The sequence below is a fragment of the Enterococcus sp. 3C7_DIV0644 genome, from assembly GCF_002141235.1.
Lineage (GTDB): Bacteria > Bacillota > Bacilli > Lactobacillales > Enterococcaceae > Enterococcus_D > Enterococcus_D entomosocium.
The window spans coordinates 71,459-88,592 of record NZ_NGLK01000001.1 but is presented as its reverse complement, the minus strand read 5'-3'; the positions used below and the strand labels follow the sequence as shown (position 1 = coordinate 88,592).

The window sequence follows — 17,134 nt, the reverse complement described above, 5'->3', positions numbered from 1 at the left end:
AACTGGAGGGAAATCATGGAAAAACAAGGAATTGTGGTCTTTCAGGCCAAAGATATCGCAAAAGTCCGCTTGACCACAGGAGAAGAATGTTTAGCAACGGTTTCAGGAAAATTTCGCCAACAGGCACTAGCGCCAAAGGATTATCCGATCGTTGGTGATTCTGTACAAGGACAGGTGTATGATCAAGATCATTTCTTGATTGATGCTTTGCTGCCACGAAAAAGTTTTTTACAACGAAAAGTAGCTGGAAATCGCACGGACGAGCAAGGCATTGCGGCGAACATCGACACAGTTTTTATTGCAACTAGTGCCAATGAAGAATTCAATTTGGCTCGGTTAGAGCGCTTTGTAACGATCGCTTGGGACAGTGGGGCTAATCCGGTGATTCTCTTGACCAAAGCCGATCAAGTTACTGCTGATAAAAAACCAGAGCTGCTGCAAGCATTAAACGATGCATTTGGTGTGAAAACATTTGCTACGTCCATTTTTGAACCAAACGAATTGCTGATGGAAACGTATTTTTCTGACAGACAGATCAGCGCATTTATCGGTTCATCTGGGGTCGGAAAGTCCAGCTTATTAAATCAGCTTATGGCGCAAGACGTTCAAAAAACCAATGACATACGAGAGGATAGTCGAGGACGACACACGACGACGAGTCGCCAGTTGTTCACTCTGTCTTCTGGCGCAATGATCATTGATACTCCTGGCATGCGGGAAGTTGGCATCAGTACCGTCCGGTCAGCTTCGATCGACCAATCCTTTGAAGCGATCAGCCAGTATGCTGAAGGTTGTTTTTTCAGAGACTGTCGTCATGAAACAGAACCGAAATGCGCGGTCAAAGCAGCCATTGCTGCCGGTGAACTTTCAGAAGAAGCTTTCGCCCGCTATCGTAAAATGGAAAAAGAACTGGCGTATTTGAAGCGAAAAGAACAGATCAAAGAATTGAAAAAGTAATAGTAAGCACTCCTTTCTTTAAGAGGAGTGCTTTTTTGTACGTGTTAAGAGAGTCTTGTTGAGTAAAGAAGAGGGACGTAGACAATGTCCTTGTGTTTTCACGAAAAGGCGGCCAATTCCACAGGGCACTACATGCTAAGTGGTTGAACTAAGCTAAGAACGCCTGTCTGGTTGCAAGCTACCGTCAAGAAAAGCAGTATAAAAAAACACAGTGGGGTGTTTTCCCACTGTGTTTTGAGCAATGATTTGCCCCTGCCAAGGTATTTCAAGTATAAAGCGTTGATTCTTAAATAGCAACTCGAAAAAAACCGCCTCATTCAGCAGAGCGCAGAATTTTCGTCATGGCTTTTCCTTTCGCCAGTTCATCGATCAGTTTATCTAGATAACGAATTTCTTGAACCATTGGCTCTTCGATCTCTTCTACCCGAATGCCGCAAATGACACCAGTGATCTGCTTTCGTGCGGGATTGAGCTGAGGGGCTTGACTAAAAAAACGTTCAAAAGAAAGCTCTTCATTCATCTGTTGCAGCGTTTCTTGGTCATAACCGGTCAGCCAGATAATAATCTGATCTACTTCTTCTTTTGTTCGATTTTTCCGCTCTGCTTTGGCAATATATAGGGGATAGACTTTCGCGAAACTCATTTGGGTGATCTTTTGATTTTTCATGATATACTCCTTTAGTCTTTACACAAAGTATACTTTATTTTCTTCGTTTTGCCGAGATTTTCGACACTTGTTGTGTGCCAAAAATAGGCGAGGGGACTAAAGAATGATCTTTTCTTCTTGTTCACGAAACCCTAGAACTTTTTGACGTGACTCGCCATCCCAATAGAGTAAGTCCAAATTCTTATGCAGCATTAGCTGTGTATATAATTCTTTCAGCGTCAGAGCGGGTTTTTTTGGTTCAAAAAATAAAATCAATTGGTTATGGCTATCTTGGGCGATCGTCGTAAAAGGAATCAAGTTTTCTTTGTACATTAAATAAATTCCTTGGTAATCTGCTGCACTCGACGACGTTGTCAGTGCTGTCAAGAGGTCTCTTGCTCTCATAATGAACCCGCCTTTACTGTTTTTTGTCGATAGGCATCGATATCCAACATGATTTTTGTTTTGCCGTACACCGTATACTTTTGCACCACGAATTGACGGCGCTTATTCCAATAGCCGCCCACGGTTAGAAACATGCCGTCATCAACATCCCCTAAAAAATTCAAACTGTGTTTCGCAATCAAACAGTTGGTGGTACCTAATGTAAAGCGGACCAAAGGGGAGGGGGCAAAGGAGACGATTCTTATTTTTGAGACAGATCCTTTTTGTGTTTCCATCATTTCTTCCTCCTTTAGTTTAAGTAGTGTAAACAGTTGTATTATTCGCTGAGATCAAACCATTTTCTTTCTTCGTAGAAAGCAACGTGACGAATCTCATCATAATGGATTTTTTCCGTTGTTTCTCCCGTCAAATAAATACCTAATGGGTCATAACCGCTGATTTTCCCGATAATATCTGGAGGATAGCCGCCTTCTTCATTAACTTCTTCTCGTTGGATCGCCACAGTTAGGTTCTTTTTCATGGCTTCAAATAAACACTGATTGATTTCTTCCGTTGTGAGTGACGGCTTAGGTGGACAATCAAACTTACGTGTCGGTTCCTCTTCAATTTCAGTTGTATGCTCAGATAAAAAGAATCCTTGCCACTTTAGCTTTTTTCGATCTTCATATGGTTGTAGCATACCCATAGCAATCACCTCTTATCTATATAATACAAACATACGTTCTCTTTTGTAAAGCGAACAGATTTTTAAATTTCTGATTCTTCTATGAAACATCTAAAAAGGGCATCAAACAAGGGGCTAGTGGTGGGTATCGTTTTTTTGCACTATATCTGTTATAATTTATCCTGAAGCGACGATGAACGTTTTGGAAAATAGCTGGCGAAAAAGGAGAATAGTATGTCTGGATTAATCGTGGTCCTGCTTACGATCTACTTTGCAAGTAGGAAAGATAAAGAACAGTGGCTTTTTGATCGCAAACGATTGACTATTCTGGCGCTTATGTTTGTGATCGTCGGCATAAGTTGGGGCTTAAATGACAAAATAATGAAGGATCCTCTGAACCAAAATATTAGAAGTGATTTACTGTTTAATTATTCGTTCCCCTTATTGATATGTATGCTAGGTTTATTTATCAAAGAAATACCACGTTGGGGACGGATCGTGACTTTGTCATTTGGCTTTATGATTTTCGGGTATTTAGCTTTGCACTATTTGATAGGGTTTCACAACCCGTATTGGGAAAATCTACAGCTAAGTCCATTGTATTGGCTGCCAAGTGACTAGCCATACGAAAGTATCGCCAATGGAAACGCAAAAAAGCACTCCCTTTATTGAGTGCTTTTTTGCGGCTAAATAACTGCAGCAAGGTGTTTCTTTTCCCAAAAAAATAGGTTAGACCTAAGTAACGAGGGGATCATATAAGGAGAAGTCATGACTGTTTAAATTAAAACGATTGATTCTTGACTAAACCGTGTCTTTTGATCATTGCCAAAGTAAAATATGCGATGAGCGTTCCTGCAATACCAAAAAGTAAATCGATTCGATCAGGGGTGTTCATAAAGCCAAAGACAGTCTCACTCAATAGATTGGCAATGAGCAAAAGCAGGGTCAATAGCGTGACGGCTTTAAATGGCGCACCTACAAGAAGCCAAAAATACCCCAGTAAGCCAATAATCAAACTAATCAAAAAATTGGAGATATGAAGATAAAAGTCAGCATACCTCGAAGTAAAGAAAGAAATGTCCAAGTACTTTGATAAATAGAGGAAAAGGGCTGTGAACACAAAAAGCAAGTAGAGGAGTGACGCCCATAGTTTTGGTAAAAAGGCTAGCTTTAATTGCTTCTTCTTTTTCATTTTTATTCTCCTTTTTAGGAATTGTCAGCCATACTTATGAAATTGCTTTTATCGGGTATTAATTCTACAAATGGAAAAAAGTTGCAAACCAGGCAAATCAGTGGTCTGCGCCTCATTAATAGTAAAATGAGGTGAGGTGATAAAATGACAATAATAAACAATGAGCGATTATGGTTAGGCTTAAACGAAATATCCTAAGTTATCTACCTGATTTTAGGGTTCTTTTTTATAGAATCATGTAACGGGTATTTGTTAGCATTTGCAACATCTAAGCACTAGTGTTAGAACTTTGAAACGGATTGGCTATATATGAATAAAGTTCGAGAAAAAAGCTCAAAGATTTTCAAAATGATTATAGCATACAATCAAACCGATTGGTTCGTAAATCAAGGCTAAGGCTGATAATTTGCTGAGATAAAGAAAGTAGGACGACGAATCCGCAAGTACTTGCTACCAGACAGTTATCAATCTGTTAATCAGCAAATCAAAAAAAGAATCTGAAGAACATGTAAAACAAGAAATTCTTAGTTTTAATTGAATTTTAGGTGCATTAGCGACAATCTACTGATAAAAGTCATTCGGAGGGAGGTAAAATGATACAAAATTGTCTTGAACTATTTAGAATGGCACGAACCCTTTTTTGAATGTAACTTTGTATAATATATATTATGTAAACTAAAATAAAAAATTTTTTGAACACCGTATCTAGCTAGTAATTGTGCGACTCTCCTCTCTCTTATTCATGATTATTTCCTTCAAATTAACCTAATTAGCAGTATAATCCAAAAAAACGGTTATTTAAGCGATAGTTTAGGATTTTTGTTTATTTTACGACTGACAAGAAAATCAATTGACAAATTATATCTGTACCTTTGTCTGTATTTGATCTTGTTGATCCTTGAATCTTTGAATTCAAAGATAGTTTGCAGCTGATGGCCAATCTCAATGAATCACTCAATGCTTAATGAATCACTGTTCACGATTTTATCAGTAATGATTCGTACATAACCCAGCCAAATTTGTTCTAACTAAATAGCCTAATGGGAATCTTGATCACAGGCAAACCAGCAACGATAAACAACAAAAGTTGAGTTGCGTTCAGTTTTTACCTAAACGGATCCGATTCCCATAGCGAGTCCTAATCAAGGGATCACAGTCATCTAAGTACAATTTTCTTTTTGTTGCTGCTAATAAAGCAATGACAGCTACGGAAAGTTTCAAACTATGTAATACAGGATCGCCGAAAAGACAATGATCAAAACGACCAAAACAATGATTAGTTGATTTAAACGTCGAATAAGCAGGTTTTTCTTATTTTTTTCAAATTCTTTTCCTTCATTTCGATAATATTCTCTATCTTTTGTTCCCACGAGCGCCAACTCCTTTTCCCTGATTTTATCACTATCCTGAAAACAATGGGTGCAATCAAGGTGTTTTGTACAATAAATGGCAGTATTTTGTTAGAGCTTACCATCGTATACGTATAGAGACTAAATAAGACGACTGACGAGTTCCAAGTGATTCATAACCGCAGCTTTCCGAATAACGCCCATACCTGGAAACGACCTTTGCTGATAGGCAGCAATTAATAGCTGCAGCCCAGCTGTTTGTGTAGAATACTCTTCTTCATGCTGTAACAAAGCTTCCATGACTTCGAAAAATTTTTCTTTCTGATTTGGTAATTCTTCCTCAGAAAATAAGTGAACGATTCGCAAATCTTGCTCAGTTGTCGGATAGATCCAATGCAAAACCAACCGCTTTGAGGGATAACTGTGCTCATAATAAATTTTGCTATCGACAGAAAAATCACTAAACCCAGCATAACCCAATTTTTGATAAAGATGATGGGTTTTTGAAAACCCTTCGTCCGGACATTCTGTATAAAAACTATTTTTAGGTAAACGTGTAAACGGATCTTCCATCAGTAGTTTCGGGCCGTTGATTTTATTTAACAAACGAAACTCTTTGCCTACCAGCACCGGCAGTGTATTTTCCCGCCAATCACTAGCGAGTGCTGGGTCCGCTTGATGAACGATCCAAAGATCAGGCGTTTCTTCCACTGTTTCAATGGGTCGATCTACGATCATTGCTTTAGGGGCAGCAACATTTTGCAACTCTGCTAACCCCTCTGCAGTCAGAAAAGCCCCAGCCTGTGGATTGCGAACAAGATAAAAAGGATGCTGCTTCCTTTGAAACAGGTCAATGGTCGTCCAAAACGTTTTTGATTGCTTGACCGGTTCAATGATCGGCTGGATCGCTTCTGACAAGCGATCTTGTTCCAACAGTGCTTTCAATGCCAATAAATCAAATTGTTTTCCACGAATATACGGGAAGTACATCTTCTTCTCTCCTTCTTACTCGCCTGATAAAAAACGTTTTTCCAGCGCTTCATAGGCTGCTCTCGTAGCGGCCAATTCTTCTTTCAAGGCTTCGATCGCTTGCAGCTGAGTATCTTCAATAAATCGATCATAGTAATTGACTCCACCACCGAACAAGTCATACTCAGGCTGGCGTTTCTTCAGTTCTTGGTACAAACGTTCTGTTGAAAATACCCGCAATCCTCGAGCAGTCTGTTTTGCTTTGCCGACTTCTCTCGCTTGTGCCGAAATCAACCGAAACAATAAGCCATTTTCTGGAACCTGCAGCTCTTGCCGTTGGGGTTTCTTTTCGACACTGAAATACCCTTTGCTGCCCGTTTCTTTTTCAAGAAATGCATGATAGACCAAAACACCAATTGTAGGTGCAATCTGATCTTTGACTTTTTCATACAATGACTTGGGTAAGACAAAATAATTATAATTCCCAATAAAGGATAGTTTTGCTTTTGAGCGAAAATCTGCCAAACTAACTTTGAGTTCGTAGCAACGCCATTCAAATGTATTTTCAGTCGTCAAGCGACAACTCAAAGTATCCACGATGCCGTGATCATCTGGCATGACTACCTCTTCTACCACAATATCACTGTTTTCACGACAATAATAATAAAGTGCCTCTTCCATTTCTAAAGTTAAGGATGTCTTCACAAATTCACGACCTTTATCTTGTTTCACCTATTATAAAACATATGTTCGCATTTTAAAAGAGGGAAATAAAAGCAACCTATCATCCCCTCACTCATTCGGGCATCCGTTACCGAGAATCTCTTCAACCGTCCTCTTTGTACCGCGGAATCGTAACAAAAAAAGCAGCAAGAGCACACCAAGTTGCGTGATTAATAGACCTTTAAAGGGAAATTCAAAAGTAAAGCCTGCGGGAAGATGAAAGAAATGAAAAAAATCCTGCAGTGCTTTTTGACTAAGCCACAAACCGCTGACAAGCCCTATCAAACCAATAACAATGCTTTGAATGCCTACAAAGAAAAGCTCTTCTAAGGTGACCACCAACGGAGACTGTCCTAACAACAACCGAATACTCAGAGATTGCTGCTCCTCCCCCATCAAATGAAAACGATACATGTGATTGCAGTGCCATAAAAAGGCGGCGATCAATCCTATAGCTAGAATGCTAAGTACGAAGCGCAGCAATTGCAAAAAGAAAAGCCAACTGGCATATGTGAGATCCATCTGATTCTCACCACTATTTGTTTCGTAGTGCAGCCATTGACGAAAAAAAAACTAGCCAATTCTTTGCAAAGATGGCAATGATCAGTAGAAGAATCGCCAATACCCCACTCATCAGCAAACTGCGCCTACGAAGTGCTGCGTGCCAGCCGAATTGGCAAGGATAGTAGAAGTACCGCCATTTGTTCATGATATCCCTCCTTTTGGCGCCTATTTTACAGAACTTTTCAAATTTAGACAAACATCTTCTTGTTTACATAATATAATTATGATCAAAAAAGAGTGCGGCACGTAGCCCACACTCTTTTCCCTTTAGCTATCGACGTCTACAAATACCTTGTCAGCAGCTGCAACAAGCGCTGCGGAAATTCTGTTAGATTGGAAAGATCAATAAAGCGTTCTTCCCCATAAATCGCTTTGATCACCTCTTTGTCTTGGCCAATGGCAGCTGCCAGAAACAGCACCCCTTGTCGTTCATAGTCAGCGATCACCTGCTGAATATCTTCTTTGGCTTTTACCCCTGTATAATCAGGAAGAGCTTTTGGCTGGCCATCACTGATATTCAAGAGTAATTTAGTGGTTGCCGGCTGATGAGCGAGCTTTTCAGCTAGCACGCGCAAGACAGCCCCATCACGGTTATTTTGCCGAGGCTTCATTGTCATGAGTTTCTCTGGCACAAATTCAAAGCCTTCATTAAATTCTTTGTATGCAAAAAGCGAGGTTTTTTCACGAGCGGTCACGTCTGCTGTATCGCCATAGATCATCAATGGCAAAGATAAACGTTCGGCAAAAGCATTCACCGCTAAGACCGCCTGTTGCGCATACAATATCCGATCTTCTCGAATCATCGAACCCGATTCATCGATGCGCAAAGCAAGAGCTAAGGAAGGCTGTTCATGAGGTGGATTCTTCTTGTCAAAGGTCCGGAAATCTTGATACGCAACCTTGCTGGCATCAAAGCGTGTGCCGCTGTACTTACCTTTACTGTATGCCGAAGCTTGTTCATTTTCCAATACTTCTTGGGTTTGCTTGATCAATGACTCTACGATCGGCAGCAACGGCTGCAAACGCTGTTGGGCTTCAGTCGCTTTTTCTAAATCGACGGGTGGTCGATGAACGATCAGCCCTTCTTTGGCATGGATTGATTCTTTCAATGCTTGTCGTGCTGTCTTTGATGCCGTGGTTTTCTTTTCTTTCTCCTGGGTTTCATACGCTTCGATCGACAAAGAATGAGCAGCAGGAGCTGCCTCTTGTGCCTCACTCCCAGCTTTTGCTTGGCCATCATGACTATTGCGTTCCAGTTCTTCTGAAAACGTCGCCTCAGTTGCTGCGCTTTTCGCTTCTTGTTTGTCAGAATCACTGGTTTCCATCGTTTCCGCCTCAGTTTCTTGATTGGGCGTCTCAAGGACTTGTTCATTTTTTAGGACGGGCGTACCTTCTTCCACTACATTGCGCTGGTCCGCCTCTTCGCTGCTGATTCGACGCCCTTTGATTTGTTGTTTAAAAGCATTTAGTGGTTGTCCAGAAAACAAAAGTCGCAGTTGCGCCAATAACCCTGAAGCTTCTAGTGCTTGTTGTAACAGAGAAAGCTCATTTGGATCGGTGGTGATTTTGTATAGCACTTTGCTATCAATTGCAGTAAAAGGATCTTGTCCTTGTTTGACTGCATTTAGCCAATAAAAATAGGAACGCATGCCCGCCACCCCTTTGATGGCATTGGCTTTGGCGGTCACGTCTAGCAAGCGTATGATCTCAGCCATTTTCTCCGCAGTCGTTTTGTCTGGATAATTGGTTTTGGCAATGCCTCGCTGCACCATGACTGCCAGCTCAGGTAAATCCATTTTTTCAGCATGCTGCATCCGGTCTCGCAAGGATTCGTTCAAGGGGCGGTTGCCTTGGTAATTCCGATTCGTTGTGATGATCACCACACAGTCAGGGTGTCGTCGGACGAAGCCAGTCGGGATATTCAGCATTCCATTTTGTTCAAGGGCCGAGTTTAGTGCCACTAGTACCGAAGCATCACGAATGACCGTTGGCTCTTGAATCTCAAGCAAGTAGCCTTTTTCCAGCGCCCGTACGATTTCGGAGGGATAAAATTTGTATTGAATCGTAGGTTGTTGATCACTGGTTTCGATTCGTTCGATCAGTTCTGCAAATTTCGCCCGTGCCCGCTCACGAGTCAGGGAAAAATGCCGCTGGATCAACCCCAAAACATCTTCAAAACAATCACTTTGATAAATCGCATCCAGCAAGTCCTTGTCCTCTTCTTGGTCGGTGTTGATCACTGGTAATAAAGCACCAAATACATCTGACTTATCCATATCCGCAAAGCAGGTGATTTTGGTGTAGGGCAGTTGCAGGTCGGCAGAAAGTGCCTTTGCCAACTGGGTCTTGCCGGAACCAGCATCGCCTTCCAACAACACATTGAAGATCTTCATTTCTGGATCCGTCCAGTTCAACGCGATCTCTGAAGCGATTCGCAGTTCTTCGGCACTGGTCTGATGACTTTGTGGTTTCTTCCAAATCATTGTTTGTTCTAATTTGCTAAAAGCGCGTCCTTTCGTTACGACAAAAGACGGTTGAATTTGTGTCATGGTAATCTGCTCCTTTTCTTAATAACCTAGCTCATCCAAAAGCCGTTTTAGGATTTTGAAGCGTTCACCATAAAGTTCGCCATCTTTTTGCAAGGAATCATAAAAAAGTAGAATGTCTTCATCGATCTTAGGATTTTCGGTGTCTACTTCAACGGTCATACGATTTCCTTGTAAGCCAATGATCTCGATCAACGGATTTTCAGGATCGTAAAACTTTTCATGGCGATAAGCCTCTTGAAAATACAAACTGGATTGCGCCACTAAGATTGCTAGATCTAAGATTCTAGTGAGCGGTAGTTCTTCTGACTGACGAGACCATTTTTCACCTGTGTGGCGCCAAACCTTGCCTGAGATATCGACTTTTCCCCGGTCGTTCCATTGTGCCAATCCGAGGGAAAGGCCTTTTGCATCCGTATGTAACGCATTTTTTCCGTCAACAGTATCATAGTCTTCCACTTTAATGACGGGCTTATGTTTCAAGTTTTCTGGTATTTTCATTGTTCTCACTCCTTGTTTAGTAAATTACTAATTTACTAGATAGAGTAAGTATAATGAGGAAGCTAGTTTGGGACAAGCAAAAGGTCTTTTCTAGTAGCTAGGGACAGATGTCTATAGAAAAAGCACTTGATAAGAAGTATCTAAAAACAAACGCTCTTAAAAAGTGCTTTTTTAAGACGCATTACTTCACTAGCTCAATTGATTGAAAAAAAGGCGCAATTCTTGCTTTCTCTGACTTGCAAGTTGGGCTTTGGGAATGCCTTGGATCGCCCCTTCAATACCATAGAGCATATGGAGGCAAGCGCCCGCATCACATTGTTGGCGGATCGTCACAAAAATGGCTTCGGCCGTTTTTGTGCGCAATTGTTCAGGGGTACTGATGCCGATACGAACCAGGTGATCCGCTAAAACTTGGCCTACATTTGGTAACTTTTGCAGTTCATTCATAGGTTTCTCCTTTTTGATTGTTGTCATCCTGCCCGTCTTCCTCTTGACGAATCAACGCATAGAGTTTCATATCTAACAGCTGATGGTTTTTCTCCGCATGCTTTCGCAAAACGCCTTCTAATGTAAAACCTGCCTTTTCCAACACACGACAAGAGGAATGATTCTTCGCAAAAGATTCAGCAGAAATACGAACGATAGTTGAAGTAGTAAATATATAGTCACATAGTTGTTGAACGGCTTGTGTCATCAAACCTTTTCCCCAGTACTCTTGTGCAATAGAGTAGCCAATCTCAGCCGTTCTATAATGGATATTTTCTTTGCGAACAGCACGGATACTGCCGACTGCTCGGTCATCCACAGTGATTGCAAAGGCAAATTCTGCTTCTTCCACAGATCGAATATAGGCTTGTGCATCTGCGACCGTATACGGGAATGGCAACCCCTCCCGTAAATAATCGTGGATGGATTGATTATTTAACGCATGGGCTAAATCTTGCGCATCGCTCATTTGCCACCTTCTTAAGGAACACTTCATAGCAATTCCTCCTTTGCAAGTCCTTCATTTTGATCCTATTGTACGAGTTTGTGTGATTTTTTACAAGCGAATCTCAAAAAAGCAGAAAAAAGAACCAGCTAGACGAACGTCTAACTGATTCTTACATACATTGTCTTGAGGAGATAATGGCGTGAATAAACATAGAAAAAATAAAAATTATTGCGCTGAAATAGCGATGCCAATGGCTTTTTCCCCTAAATGCGTGCCGATAACTGGTCCGAAGTGACCAATCTCAATTTCTGCATTTGGGTATTTCGCTTGTAGCTTCGCTTTTTCTTCTTTCGCTACTTCTAAATTATTGGCGTGGATTACATAAAATTTAACAGGCAATGCGATTTCTTGCTCCCGTTGACCAATGATATCTTCCGCGCGATTGAATGCTTTTTTGCTGGAACGAATGCGCTCGTAAAGCACAATTTTTCCTTGATCAAAGGTCAAAATCGGTTTGATTTTTAATAATCCGCCAATCAAGGCTGCTCCATTGGTTAAGCGACCGCCACGAACCAAGTTATTCAAGTCGTCAACGATCAAATAGGCATAGGTATTGTCTCTGATAGTGTCCAGATGGGAAATGATCTCTTCTACGGTTTTGCCTTGACTTGACAGATCAAGAGCGGTTTCTACCATGTGCCCCATCGGCATACTTGTGATTTTCGAATCGTAAGGAATGATTTGAACGCCTTCGATTTCATCGGTAATTCCATAAAGCGTTCCGATAAATCCAGAGATACCGCTTGATAAGTGGATACTAATGATCGTGTCGTAACCGCGATCTTTCAATGACTCATATAAGGCTAACACTTCTCCTAATACCGGTTGAGAAGTGGTTGGGAATTCTTTGCTGTTTTTCAACAAAGCGTAATACTCATCAGCTTCAATGTCGATGCCCTCATTGTAGACTTTTCCATCTAAAATAACAGGGATCGGTATGATAAACAAATCTTCATGGTTTTTGATCCGTTCCGGCAGATAAGCTGTACTGTCAGTAACAACGGCTAATTTCATTCTTTTTCCTCGTTTCAACAAATTTCAAACGTCATTAATAATATAGCATAAATTTACTTACTTTCAAATGGTTTTCAGAACTTTTCATTCTGCTTACTCATTAAGAAAATTCCTGATCGCTTGTTGATTGGTTTCAAGATTGACGACTAACACACTTCCGGCACTCGCACTTGAACCGTATTGCCAAGAGTCAGCGACTGGGACAGTCAAGCTGTCGACTCCTCCCGCCCCTCGAGCAATCGAGAAGGTATTTTTTAATAGGAAAGACATTGGCAGGTTGGTGGAAGCATAGCCTAAGACTTTTCCAGCTGCATAAGGCAATTTTAAAATAGCTAAAGGATTTTTCATTTCGCTAAAGATCGCATCCATTACTTGCTGCTGTCGTCTTACACGACCGAAGTCACCTTCTTCGTCCATCCGAAAGCGTGCGTATTGCAACAGCTCAAGCCCATTCATTTGTTGTTGCCCTTGCTTGATGGCAACTTCAAGATTTTTACTCATATCTTTTTCCGCGTTGATAGCAACGCCTGAGGGAAACAATGTGTCGATCACTTTTTCAAAGGAACGAAAGTCAACTTTTGCATAATAGTTGGTTTCTAGCCCGAAGTTCTCCGCTAACGTTTGTCTAACCAAATCAGCACCACCAAAGGCATAAGCCGCATTGATCTTGTTTTCGCCATAACCGGGAATCGTAACTAAAGTATCCCGCATAAAGGAAAGTAGCTTCGGTTGCTTACTGGGACCATCTAATTGCAAAACCATAATAGTGTCTGCTCGTCCAGCTTCTCCTTCACGACTATCACTACCAATGAGCAATATATTCCGAGCACCATTTGCAGCGGCCGTACCATTAAAGGTCTCTTCATCAGTCGTAGAAAAAGCAGCGTCACTTCTTGCGACTTGCTGACCGACAAGAAACGCAATCAATGAATAGGCAAAAAGCACCAATAGTACCCGAACCACAATACGCAGAACTGGGTGCTTCCGCTTTTTCTTTTGTTTGGGTTGCTTGGTCTTCTTAAGCTTTGGCGGTTTTTGTTTGCATTGTTCCTGGCTTTGATGCATCGCAGGCCTCTGAGCAGATAGCGGAGGGATCGCGCTTTTTCGTCCCTCAGATTTTATTGCTCCTACTTGTGACTGTTCTCGAGAACTTTGAGCCGCACGAGAGTCGCTTGCCCTAGGATGCTCGTTGTTTTGATAAGGAATGTCTCCTACTCGCTCATCAGCAGAAGAAGTAGAATCACTCGGTCTGACGCGCTGGTTTCTTCTTTTGGCTTCTCGGCGGGCAAAGATACTTTCTTTGGCTGCCTGACTGGATTCCTTTTCTAGCCGTTCATGCAGTTTTTTATTTTTTTCCATCCTGCTCATTGCTTCTGATCCTCCAACTAAAAAATAGCTCTCTGTCTATAAGGATACCCTAGACCTTATAGAAAGAAAGCTATTTTCTGAAATTTTAACCTTTTTCTAGGAAATTTCTTCATATTTTACCTTAGATGCTTTGATGCACCTTGTCGTTTGCTCACAAATCCTGCTTGCTCATAAAATGATTTCACTTGGTTTGCCGACCAAAAGTTTAGTGAGAGATCATCGAAGCCTTTTTCCAGCGCAACGTTTTCAGCAAATGCCAACAATTGTTTTCCAATATGCATCCCTTGGTACCGAGGGTCAACAGCGATCGCTGCAATTTCCAGCCACTTTCGTTCATGCATCATCGCATTTTGTGGCAAACAGACCTCTTGAAGATGCACAAAGCCACAAGGCTGGTCCGCCAACCAAGCGATAAAAAAGTGGTGGCTTGGCTCTTGCAGCTGCTGTGTGATTGCTTGTTCAAATCTTGACTGATCAAAGGGCTTAAAAATCGTTGGGTACCATTGATGGTGCTGTGTTTGGATCTCTTTATGAAACGTTGCTAAAAGGGTTTCATCTTGGCTAAATTTTATTTTGACTTGAGTCATTTTTTGTCACTTCCTCAACAACATTTACGGAATACACGCCGAGAAGATGGACTTGACCACCCAACAACTGAATCTCTTCAAAAGCATTTACAATCAGTTGCCACGGCTTGTCCATCACCAGATCGATCACGAAAAAGTATTCCCCTAAGGTGGTTTTTGAAGGCCGCGATTCAATTTTGCTTAAATCAATTTCTCGCCAGCCAAAGGTTGCTAAGATTTTGTGCAAGATCCCCGGTCGGTTTGCTGGGAGCGTCACAAAAATCGTTGCTTTCTCAGCAGTCTGCTCTGGTAACTGGGTGTTTGCTGCTTTCTTCGTCAAAACCCAAAAACGGGTTTGATTAAAGGCAACATCTTGAATATTGGTTTCTTTGATCGTTAATTGATAGGCCAATGCCGCTTCTTTGGAAGCAATCGCCGCAACTGCTTCTTCTGGATGTTTTGCTACGTAGGCTGCTGCAGTCGTTGTGGAAGCAACCGCCTCAACAGTAGCTCCAGCAAATCGGGCTTCGATGAAGTCGGCACATTGCGCTAAGGCTTGCGGATGAGAAATAATCTTAGTGATGGGACGGTTGTCTTTTGATGTTTGCTGAGAAACTAACAATTGATGATTGATCGGTAAAATAACTTCCTGTTCGATGCTCAACTGATTTTGACGAAAGAGCGTATCAATCGTGGCATGAACAGACCCTTCTAATGAGTTCTCGTTCGGAACGACCGCGCGATCGATCACGCCGTTAGCTAGCGCTTGAATACAAAGCGGAATCGATCCATAGGGGATACAGGTATTTTCCGGATAAGCTTCTTGCGCAGCTATATGCGTAAAGGAACTTTTCGGTCCTAAATAACCAATCTTCATTTTATGCACCCGCTTTGATCAAAATTTCCTGTACGATTTCTTCTGGTGCTTTGTTCGTCGTTTCAACGATCAATGAAGCAGTTTCTTCATAAAGAGGGATCCGAGGACGGTAAACAGCCAATATTTCTTCTGGTGATTTTGAGACGACTAAGGGACGAATGCTGCCATTATCCGCCTTTAAGCGATGAATCAGCTCCTCGGGATCTGTTTTTAAATACACGACGAGCGGCATCTCTTTTAAAAGTTGACGATTTTCTTCTTTTAATACGATGCCCCCACCAGTGGAAATAATTTGTTCCTTTGCCAAAGTTTTAGCTAAAATATCCGTTTCGATTTTGCGAAAGGCTTCCTCACCGTGTTGGTCGAAAAATTCTTGAATGGTCATGCCGATCTCAGCAACGATCAAGTCATCAAAATCCACATGAGACTGTTTCGTTTCTTCAGCCAAAAGACGACCAATCGTGGTTTTTCCAGCACCCATAAATCCAATTAATATCACTTTTTTCACTCGCTGTTTCCTCCTTTAGCCAAACGTGCGACATCCTCAAAAAAATCAGGATAAGAAACTGCTACGGCTTCGGCTTTTTCTAATTCTACCTCTTCACCTGTCAATAAGGCGGCAATTTGCAGCATCATGCCGATGCGATGGTCCCCCCGACTTGACACACGTCCGCCATGCAAAGGGGTTGGACCGTTGATGATCAACCCGTCCTCGGTGGGAGTGATGTCCGCTCCAAGTTTTGTCAACTCTTCGGCAGTTGCATCAATTCGGTTGGTTTCTTTTACTTTTAGTTCTTCCGCATCTTTGATCACCGTTTTGCCATGAGCCTGCGTGGCTAACAACGCAATGATCGGCAATTCATCGATCAAACGTGGGATAATATCGCCAGCGATGGTCACTGCCTGCAAGGTAGAACTTCGAACGGTAAGGTCAGCTGATTGATTCTGATCGTCTTGATTAGAACAAGCAATTGAAGCACCCATCTCCTCTAGTACGTCAAGAATTCCTGTACGAGTGGGGTTGATCCCGACATTTTTTAAAACGATCTCACTTTCTGGCATAATCGCGCCGGCTGTTAGGAAAAAAGCAGCGGAGGAAATATCACCAGGAACAATTACTTCTTGTCCTTGGAGTGTTTGAGGTCCCGTCACAGTGATCGTTTTGCCTTGTGTTGTAATGACACCACCGAATTGACGAATCATTTCTTCGGTATGGTTGCGACTTGTCTCTTTTTCAATAATCGTCGAGGTACCTTGTGCTTGCAATGCCGCAAAAATCAGCGCCGATTTTACTTGGGCACTTGCTACGGGCATCTGATAATTGATGGGCTGTAAAGAAGCAGTACCATTAACGGTGATCGGTGGGAACTCCGTCTGCTCATGCCCTCTCACATTGGCACCCATTTCTCTTAATGGCAGCATCACTCGGTTCATCGGACGTTTATTCAAAGAGTTATCGCCGAATAAGGTGGTTGTAAATGGCTGTCCAGCCAAAATCCCCATCATTAAGCGAATCGTTGTACCAGAATTGCCGATATCAATTGGGTCTTGGGCAGGCTTAAGGCCATTAAAGCCCTGTCCTTCAATCGTGATCGTCTGACCGTCATCATGGATTGGAACGCCTAATGATTGAAATGCATGAAGGGTGCTATAGCAGTCTTCTCCACGCAAGAAATTACGGACAATCGTTGTCCCTTCGGCTAACGCCCCGAACATGATACTACGATGCGAGATTGATTTGTCAGCAGGGACTGCTATCGTCCCTTTTAGATGTGTTGCTTTTTTTAGTTTCATAACGG

Annotated in this window: 21 protein-coding genes; 2 read left to right on the top strand and 19 right to left on the bottom strand. The window is 41.9% G+C overall.

The genetic code is table 11. The features are described from left to right. The first annotated feature begins 15 nt into the window (after positions 1–15). Positions 16–957, top strand: a complete 942-nt coding sequence (gene rsgA / locus A5877_RS00445) for a ribosome small subunit-dependent GTPase A (RefSeq protein WP_086316132.1) — start codon at positions 16–18, stop codon at positions 955–957. Positions 958–1,270: 313 nt separating this feature from the next. Here the strand turns inward: rsgA and A5877_RS00440 are convergent, their stop codons facing one another. The 4 genes from A5877_RS00440 to A5877_RS00425 all read right to left on the bottom strand — a co-directional run bounded on the left by A5877_RS00440 (position 1,271) and on the right by A5877_RS00425 (position 2,693). Next, the gene (locus A5877_RS00440; protein WP_086316131.1) at positions 1,271–1,624 is read right to left on the bottom strand and encodes a DUF2200 domain-containing protein; all 354 of its coding nucleotides are present in this window, start codon (positions 1,622–1,624) and stop codon (positions 1,271–1,273) included. Positions 1,625–1,720: 96 nt separating this feature from the next. Then, positions 1,721–2,008: a hypothetical protein gene (locus tag A5877_RS00435; RefSeq protein WP_008379940.1), complete on the bottom strand. Its 288-nt coding sequence runs from the start codon at positions 2,006–2,008 to the stop codon at positions 1,721–1,723. Further along, positions 2,005–2,283: a hypothetical protein gene (locus A5877_RS00430; protein ID WP_016611786.1), complete on the bottom strand. Its 279-nt coding sequence runs from the start codon at positions 2,281–2,283 to the stop codon at positions 2,005–2,007. Before A5877_RS00430 ends, A5877_RS00435 begins: the two co-directional genes overlap by 4 nt. Positions 2,284–2,324: 41 nt before the next feature. Then, complete coding sequence (locus A5877_RS00425) at positions 2,325–2,693, bottom strand: hypothetical protein (RefSeq protein ID WP_008379938.1); 369 nt, start codon at positions 2,691–2,693, stop codon at positions 2,325–2,327. A 213-nt stretch (positions 2,694–2,906) separates the two neighbouring features. Here A5877_RS00425 and A5877_RS00420 point away from each other — a divergent pair, with 213 nt between their 5' ends. Further along, complete coding sequence (locus A5877_RS00420; protein WP_086316130.1) at positions 2,907–3,293, top strand: hypothetical protein; 387 nt, start codon at positions 2,907–2,909, stop codon at positions 3,291–3,293. Between the two features lie 160 nt (positions 3,294–3,453). On the opposite strand, the gene A5877_RS00415 is transcribed toward A5877_RS00420, so the two are convergent. From A5877_RS00415 to aroA, 15 genes are all read right to left on the bottom strand, one after another. Further along, positions 3,454–3,864 carry a hypothetical protein gene (locus A5877_RS00415; RefSeq protein ID WP_086316129.1) on the bottom strand — a complete coding sequence of 137 codons (411 nt, stop codon included), beginning with the start codon at positions 3,862–3,864 and terminating at the stop codon, positions 3,454–3,456. Positions 3,865–5,354: 1,490 nt separating this feature from the next. Then, positions 5,355–6,203 (bottom strand): sce7725 family protein, encoded by an 849-nt coding sequence (locus tag A5877_RS00410; RefSeq protein ID WP_008379911.1) that lies wholly within the window; start codon positions 6,201–6,203, stop codon positions 5,355–5,357. A gap of 15 nt (positions 6,204–6,218) precedes the next feature. After that, on the bottom strand, positions 6,219–6,887 hold the full coding sequence (locus A5877_RS00405; RefSeq protein ID WP_008379910.1) for a hypothetical protein: 669 nt from the start codon (positions 6,885–6,887) through the stop codon (positions 6,219–6,221). 87 nt (positions 6,888–6,974) lie between these two features. Then, positions 6,975–7,427, bottom strand: coding sequence for a hypothetical protein (locus A5877_RS00400; protein WP_242691943.1), 453 nt, complete (start codon positions 7,425–7,427; stop codon positions 6,975–6,977). Positions 7,428–7,440: 13 nt separating this feature from the next. Then, positions 7,441–7,614: a hypothetical protein gene (locus tag A5877_RS17290; RefSeq protein WP_254907404.1), complete on the bottom strand. Its 174-nt coding sequence runs from the start codon at positions 7,612–7,614 to the stop codon at positions 7,441–7,443. Positions 7,615–7,750: 136 nt separating this feature from the next. Continuing rightward, positions 7,751–10,018 carry an AAA family ATPase gene (locus A5877_RS00395; protein ID WP_086299439.1) on the bottom strand — a complete coding sequence of 756 codons (2,268 nt, stop codon included), beginning with the start codon at positions 10,016–10,018 and terminating at the stop codon, positions 7,751–7,753. A gap of 18 nt (positions 10,019–10,036) precedes the next feature. After that, positions 10,037–10,516 (bottom strand): DUF6530 family protein, encoded by a 480-nt coding sequence (locus A5877_RS00390; protein WP_005235941.1) that lies wholly within the window; start codon positions 10,514–10,516, stop codon positions 10,037–10,039. Positions 10,517–10,705: 189 nt separating this feature from the next. Next, positions 10,706–10,963, bottom strand: coding sequence for a TfoX/Sxy family DNA transformation protein (locus tag A5877_RS00385; protein WP_005235943.1), 258 nt, complete (start codon positions 10,961–10,963; stop codon positions 10,706–10,708). Next, positions 10,956–11,498 carry a GNAT family N-acetyltransferase gene (locus A5877_RS00380; protein WP_008379907.1) on the bottom strand — a complete coding sequence of 181 codons (543 nt, stop codon included), beginning with the start codon at positions 11,496–11,498 and terminating at the stop codon, positions 10,956–10,958. Before A5877_RS00380 ends, A5877_RS00385 begins: the two co-directional genes overlap by 8 nt. A gap of 177 nt (positions 11,499–11,675) precedes the next feature. After that, positions 11,676–12,524, bottom strand: a complete 849-nt coding sequence (locus A5877_RS00375; RefSeq protein WP_005235946.1) for a DegV family protein — start codon at positions 12,522–12,524, stop codon at positions 11,676–11,678. 93 nt (positions 12,525–12,617) lie between these two features. Continuing rightward, positions 12,618–13,892, bottom strand: coding sequence for an LCP family protein (locus tag A5877_RS00370; RefSeq protein WP_086316128.1), 1,275 nt, complete (start codon positions 13,890–13,892; stop codon positions 12,618–12,620). 116 nt (positions 13,893–14,008) lie between these two features. Then, on the bottom strand, positions 14,009–14,479 hold the full coding sequence (locus tag A5877_RS00365) for a GNAT family N-acetyltransferase (RefSeq protein WP_086316127.1): 471 nt from the start codon (positions 14,477–14,479) through the stop codon (positions 14,009–14,011). Further along, positions 14,454–15,335 (bottom strand): prephenate dehydratase, encoded by an 882-nt coding sequence (pheA, locus tag A5877_RS00360; protein ID WP_086299442.1) that lies wholly within the window; start codon positions 15,333–15,335, stop codon positions 14,454–14,456. Before pheA ends, A5877_RS00365 begins: the two co-directional genes overlap by 26 nt. Before the next feature lies 1 nt (position 15,336). Continuing rightward, positions 15,337–15,843 carry a shikimate kinase gene (locus A5877_RS00355; protein WP_008379901.1) on the bottom strand — a complete coding sequence of 169 codons (507 nt, stop codon included), beginning with the start codon at positions 15,841–15,843 and terminating at the stop codon, positions 15,337–15,339. Continuing rightward, a complete protein-coding gene (gene aroA / locus A5877_RS00350; RefSeq protein WP_086316126.1) occupies positions 15,840–17,129 on the bottom strand; it encodes a 3-phosphoshikimate 1-carboxyvinyltransferase in 1,290 nt (429 codons plus the stop codon). The genes A5877_RS00355 and aroA overlap by 4 nt, the downstream gene beginning before the upstream one ends. Positions 17,130–17,134 lie beyond the last annotated feature (5 nt).

Excerpts from the sequence above, each read along its gene's own strand:
- rsgA (WP_086316132.1), top strand. The coding sequence starts at position 16 with ATGGAAAAACAAGGAATTGTGGTCTTTCAGGCCAAAGATATCGCAAAA.
- A5877_RS00385 (WP_005235943.1), bottom strand. The coding sequence starts at position 10,963 with ATGAATGAACTGCAAAAGTTACCAAATGTAGGCCAAGTTTTAGCGGAT.
- pheA (WP_086299442.1), bottom strand. The coding sequence starts at position 15,335 with ATGAAGATTGGTTATTTAGGACCGAAAAGTTCCTTTACGCATATAGCT.
- A5877_RS00415 (WP_086316129.1), bottom strand. The coding sequence starts at position 3,864 with ATGAAAAAGAAGAAGCAATTAAAGCTAGCCTTTTTACCAAAACTATGG.
- A5877_RS00440 (WP_086316131.1), bottom strand. The coding sequence starts at position 1,624 with ATGAAAAATCAAAAGATCACCCAAATGAGTTTCGCGAAAGTCTATCCC.
- A5877_RS00380 (WP_008379907.1), bottom strand. The coding sequence starts at position 11,498 with ATGAAGTGTTCCTTAAGAAGGTGGCAAATGAGCGATGCGCAAGATTTA.
- A5877_RS00395 (WP_086299439.1), bottom strand. The coding sequence starts at position 10,018 with ATGACACAAATTCAACCGTCTTTTGTCGTAACGAAAGGACGCGCTTTT.
- A5877_RS00370 (WP_086316128.1), bottom strand. The coding sequence starts at position 13,892 with ATGAGCAGGATGGAAAAAAATAAAAAACTGCATGAACGGCTAGAAAAG.
- A5877_RS00375 (WP_005235946.1), bottom strand. The coding sequence starts at position 12,524 with ATGAAATTAGCCGTTGTTACTGACAGTACAGCTTATCTGCCGGAACGG.
- A5877_RS17290 (WP_254907404.1), bottom strand. The coding sequence starts at position 7,614 with ATGAACAAATGGCGGTACTTCTACTATCCTTGCCAATTCGGCTGGCAC.
- A5877_RS00390 (WP_005235941.1), bottom strand. The coding sequence starts at position 10,516 with ATGAAAATACCAGAAAACTTGAAACATAAGCCCGTCATTAAAGTGGAA.
- A5877_RS00400 (WP_242691943.1), bottom strand. The coding sequence starts at position 7,427 with ATGGATCTCACATATGCCAGTTGGCTTTTCTTTTTGCAATTGCTGCGC.
- A5877_RS00420 (WP_086316130.1), top strand. The coding sequence starts at position 2,907 with ATGTCTGGATTAATCGTGGTCCTGCTTACGATCTACTTTGCAAGTAGG.
- A5877_RS00430 (WP_016611786.1), bottom strand. The coding sequence starts at position 2,283 with ATGGAAACACAAAAAGGATCTGTCTCAAAAATAAGAATCGTCTCCTTT.
- aroA (WP_086316126.1), bottom strand. The coding sequence starts at position 17,129 with ATGAAACTAAAAAAAGCAACACATCTAAAAGGGACGATAGCAGTCCCT.
- A5877_RS00435 (WP_008379940.1), bottom strand. The coding sequence starts at position 2,008 with ATGAGAGCAAGAGACCTCTTGACAGCACTGACAACGTCGTCGAGTGCA.
- A5877_RS00410 (WP_008379911.1), bottom strand. The coding sequence starts at position 6,203 with ATGTACTTCCCGTATATTCGTGGAAAACAATTTGATTTATTGGCATTG.
- A5877_RS00425 (WP_008379938.1), bottom strand. The coding sequence starts at position 2,693 with ATGGGTATGCTACAACCATATGAAGATCGAAAAAAGCTAAAGTGGCAA.
- A5877_RS00365 (WP_086316127.1), bottom strand. The coding sequence starts at position 14,479 with ATGACTCAAGTCAAAATAAAATTTAGCCAAGATGAAACCCTTTTAGCA.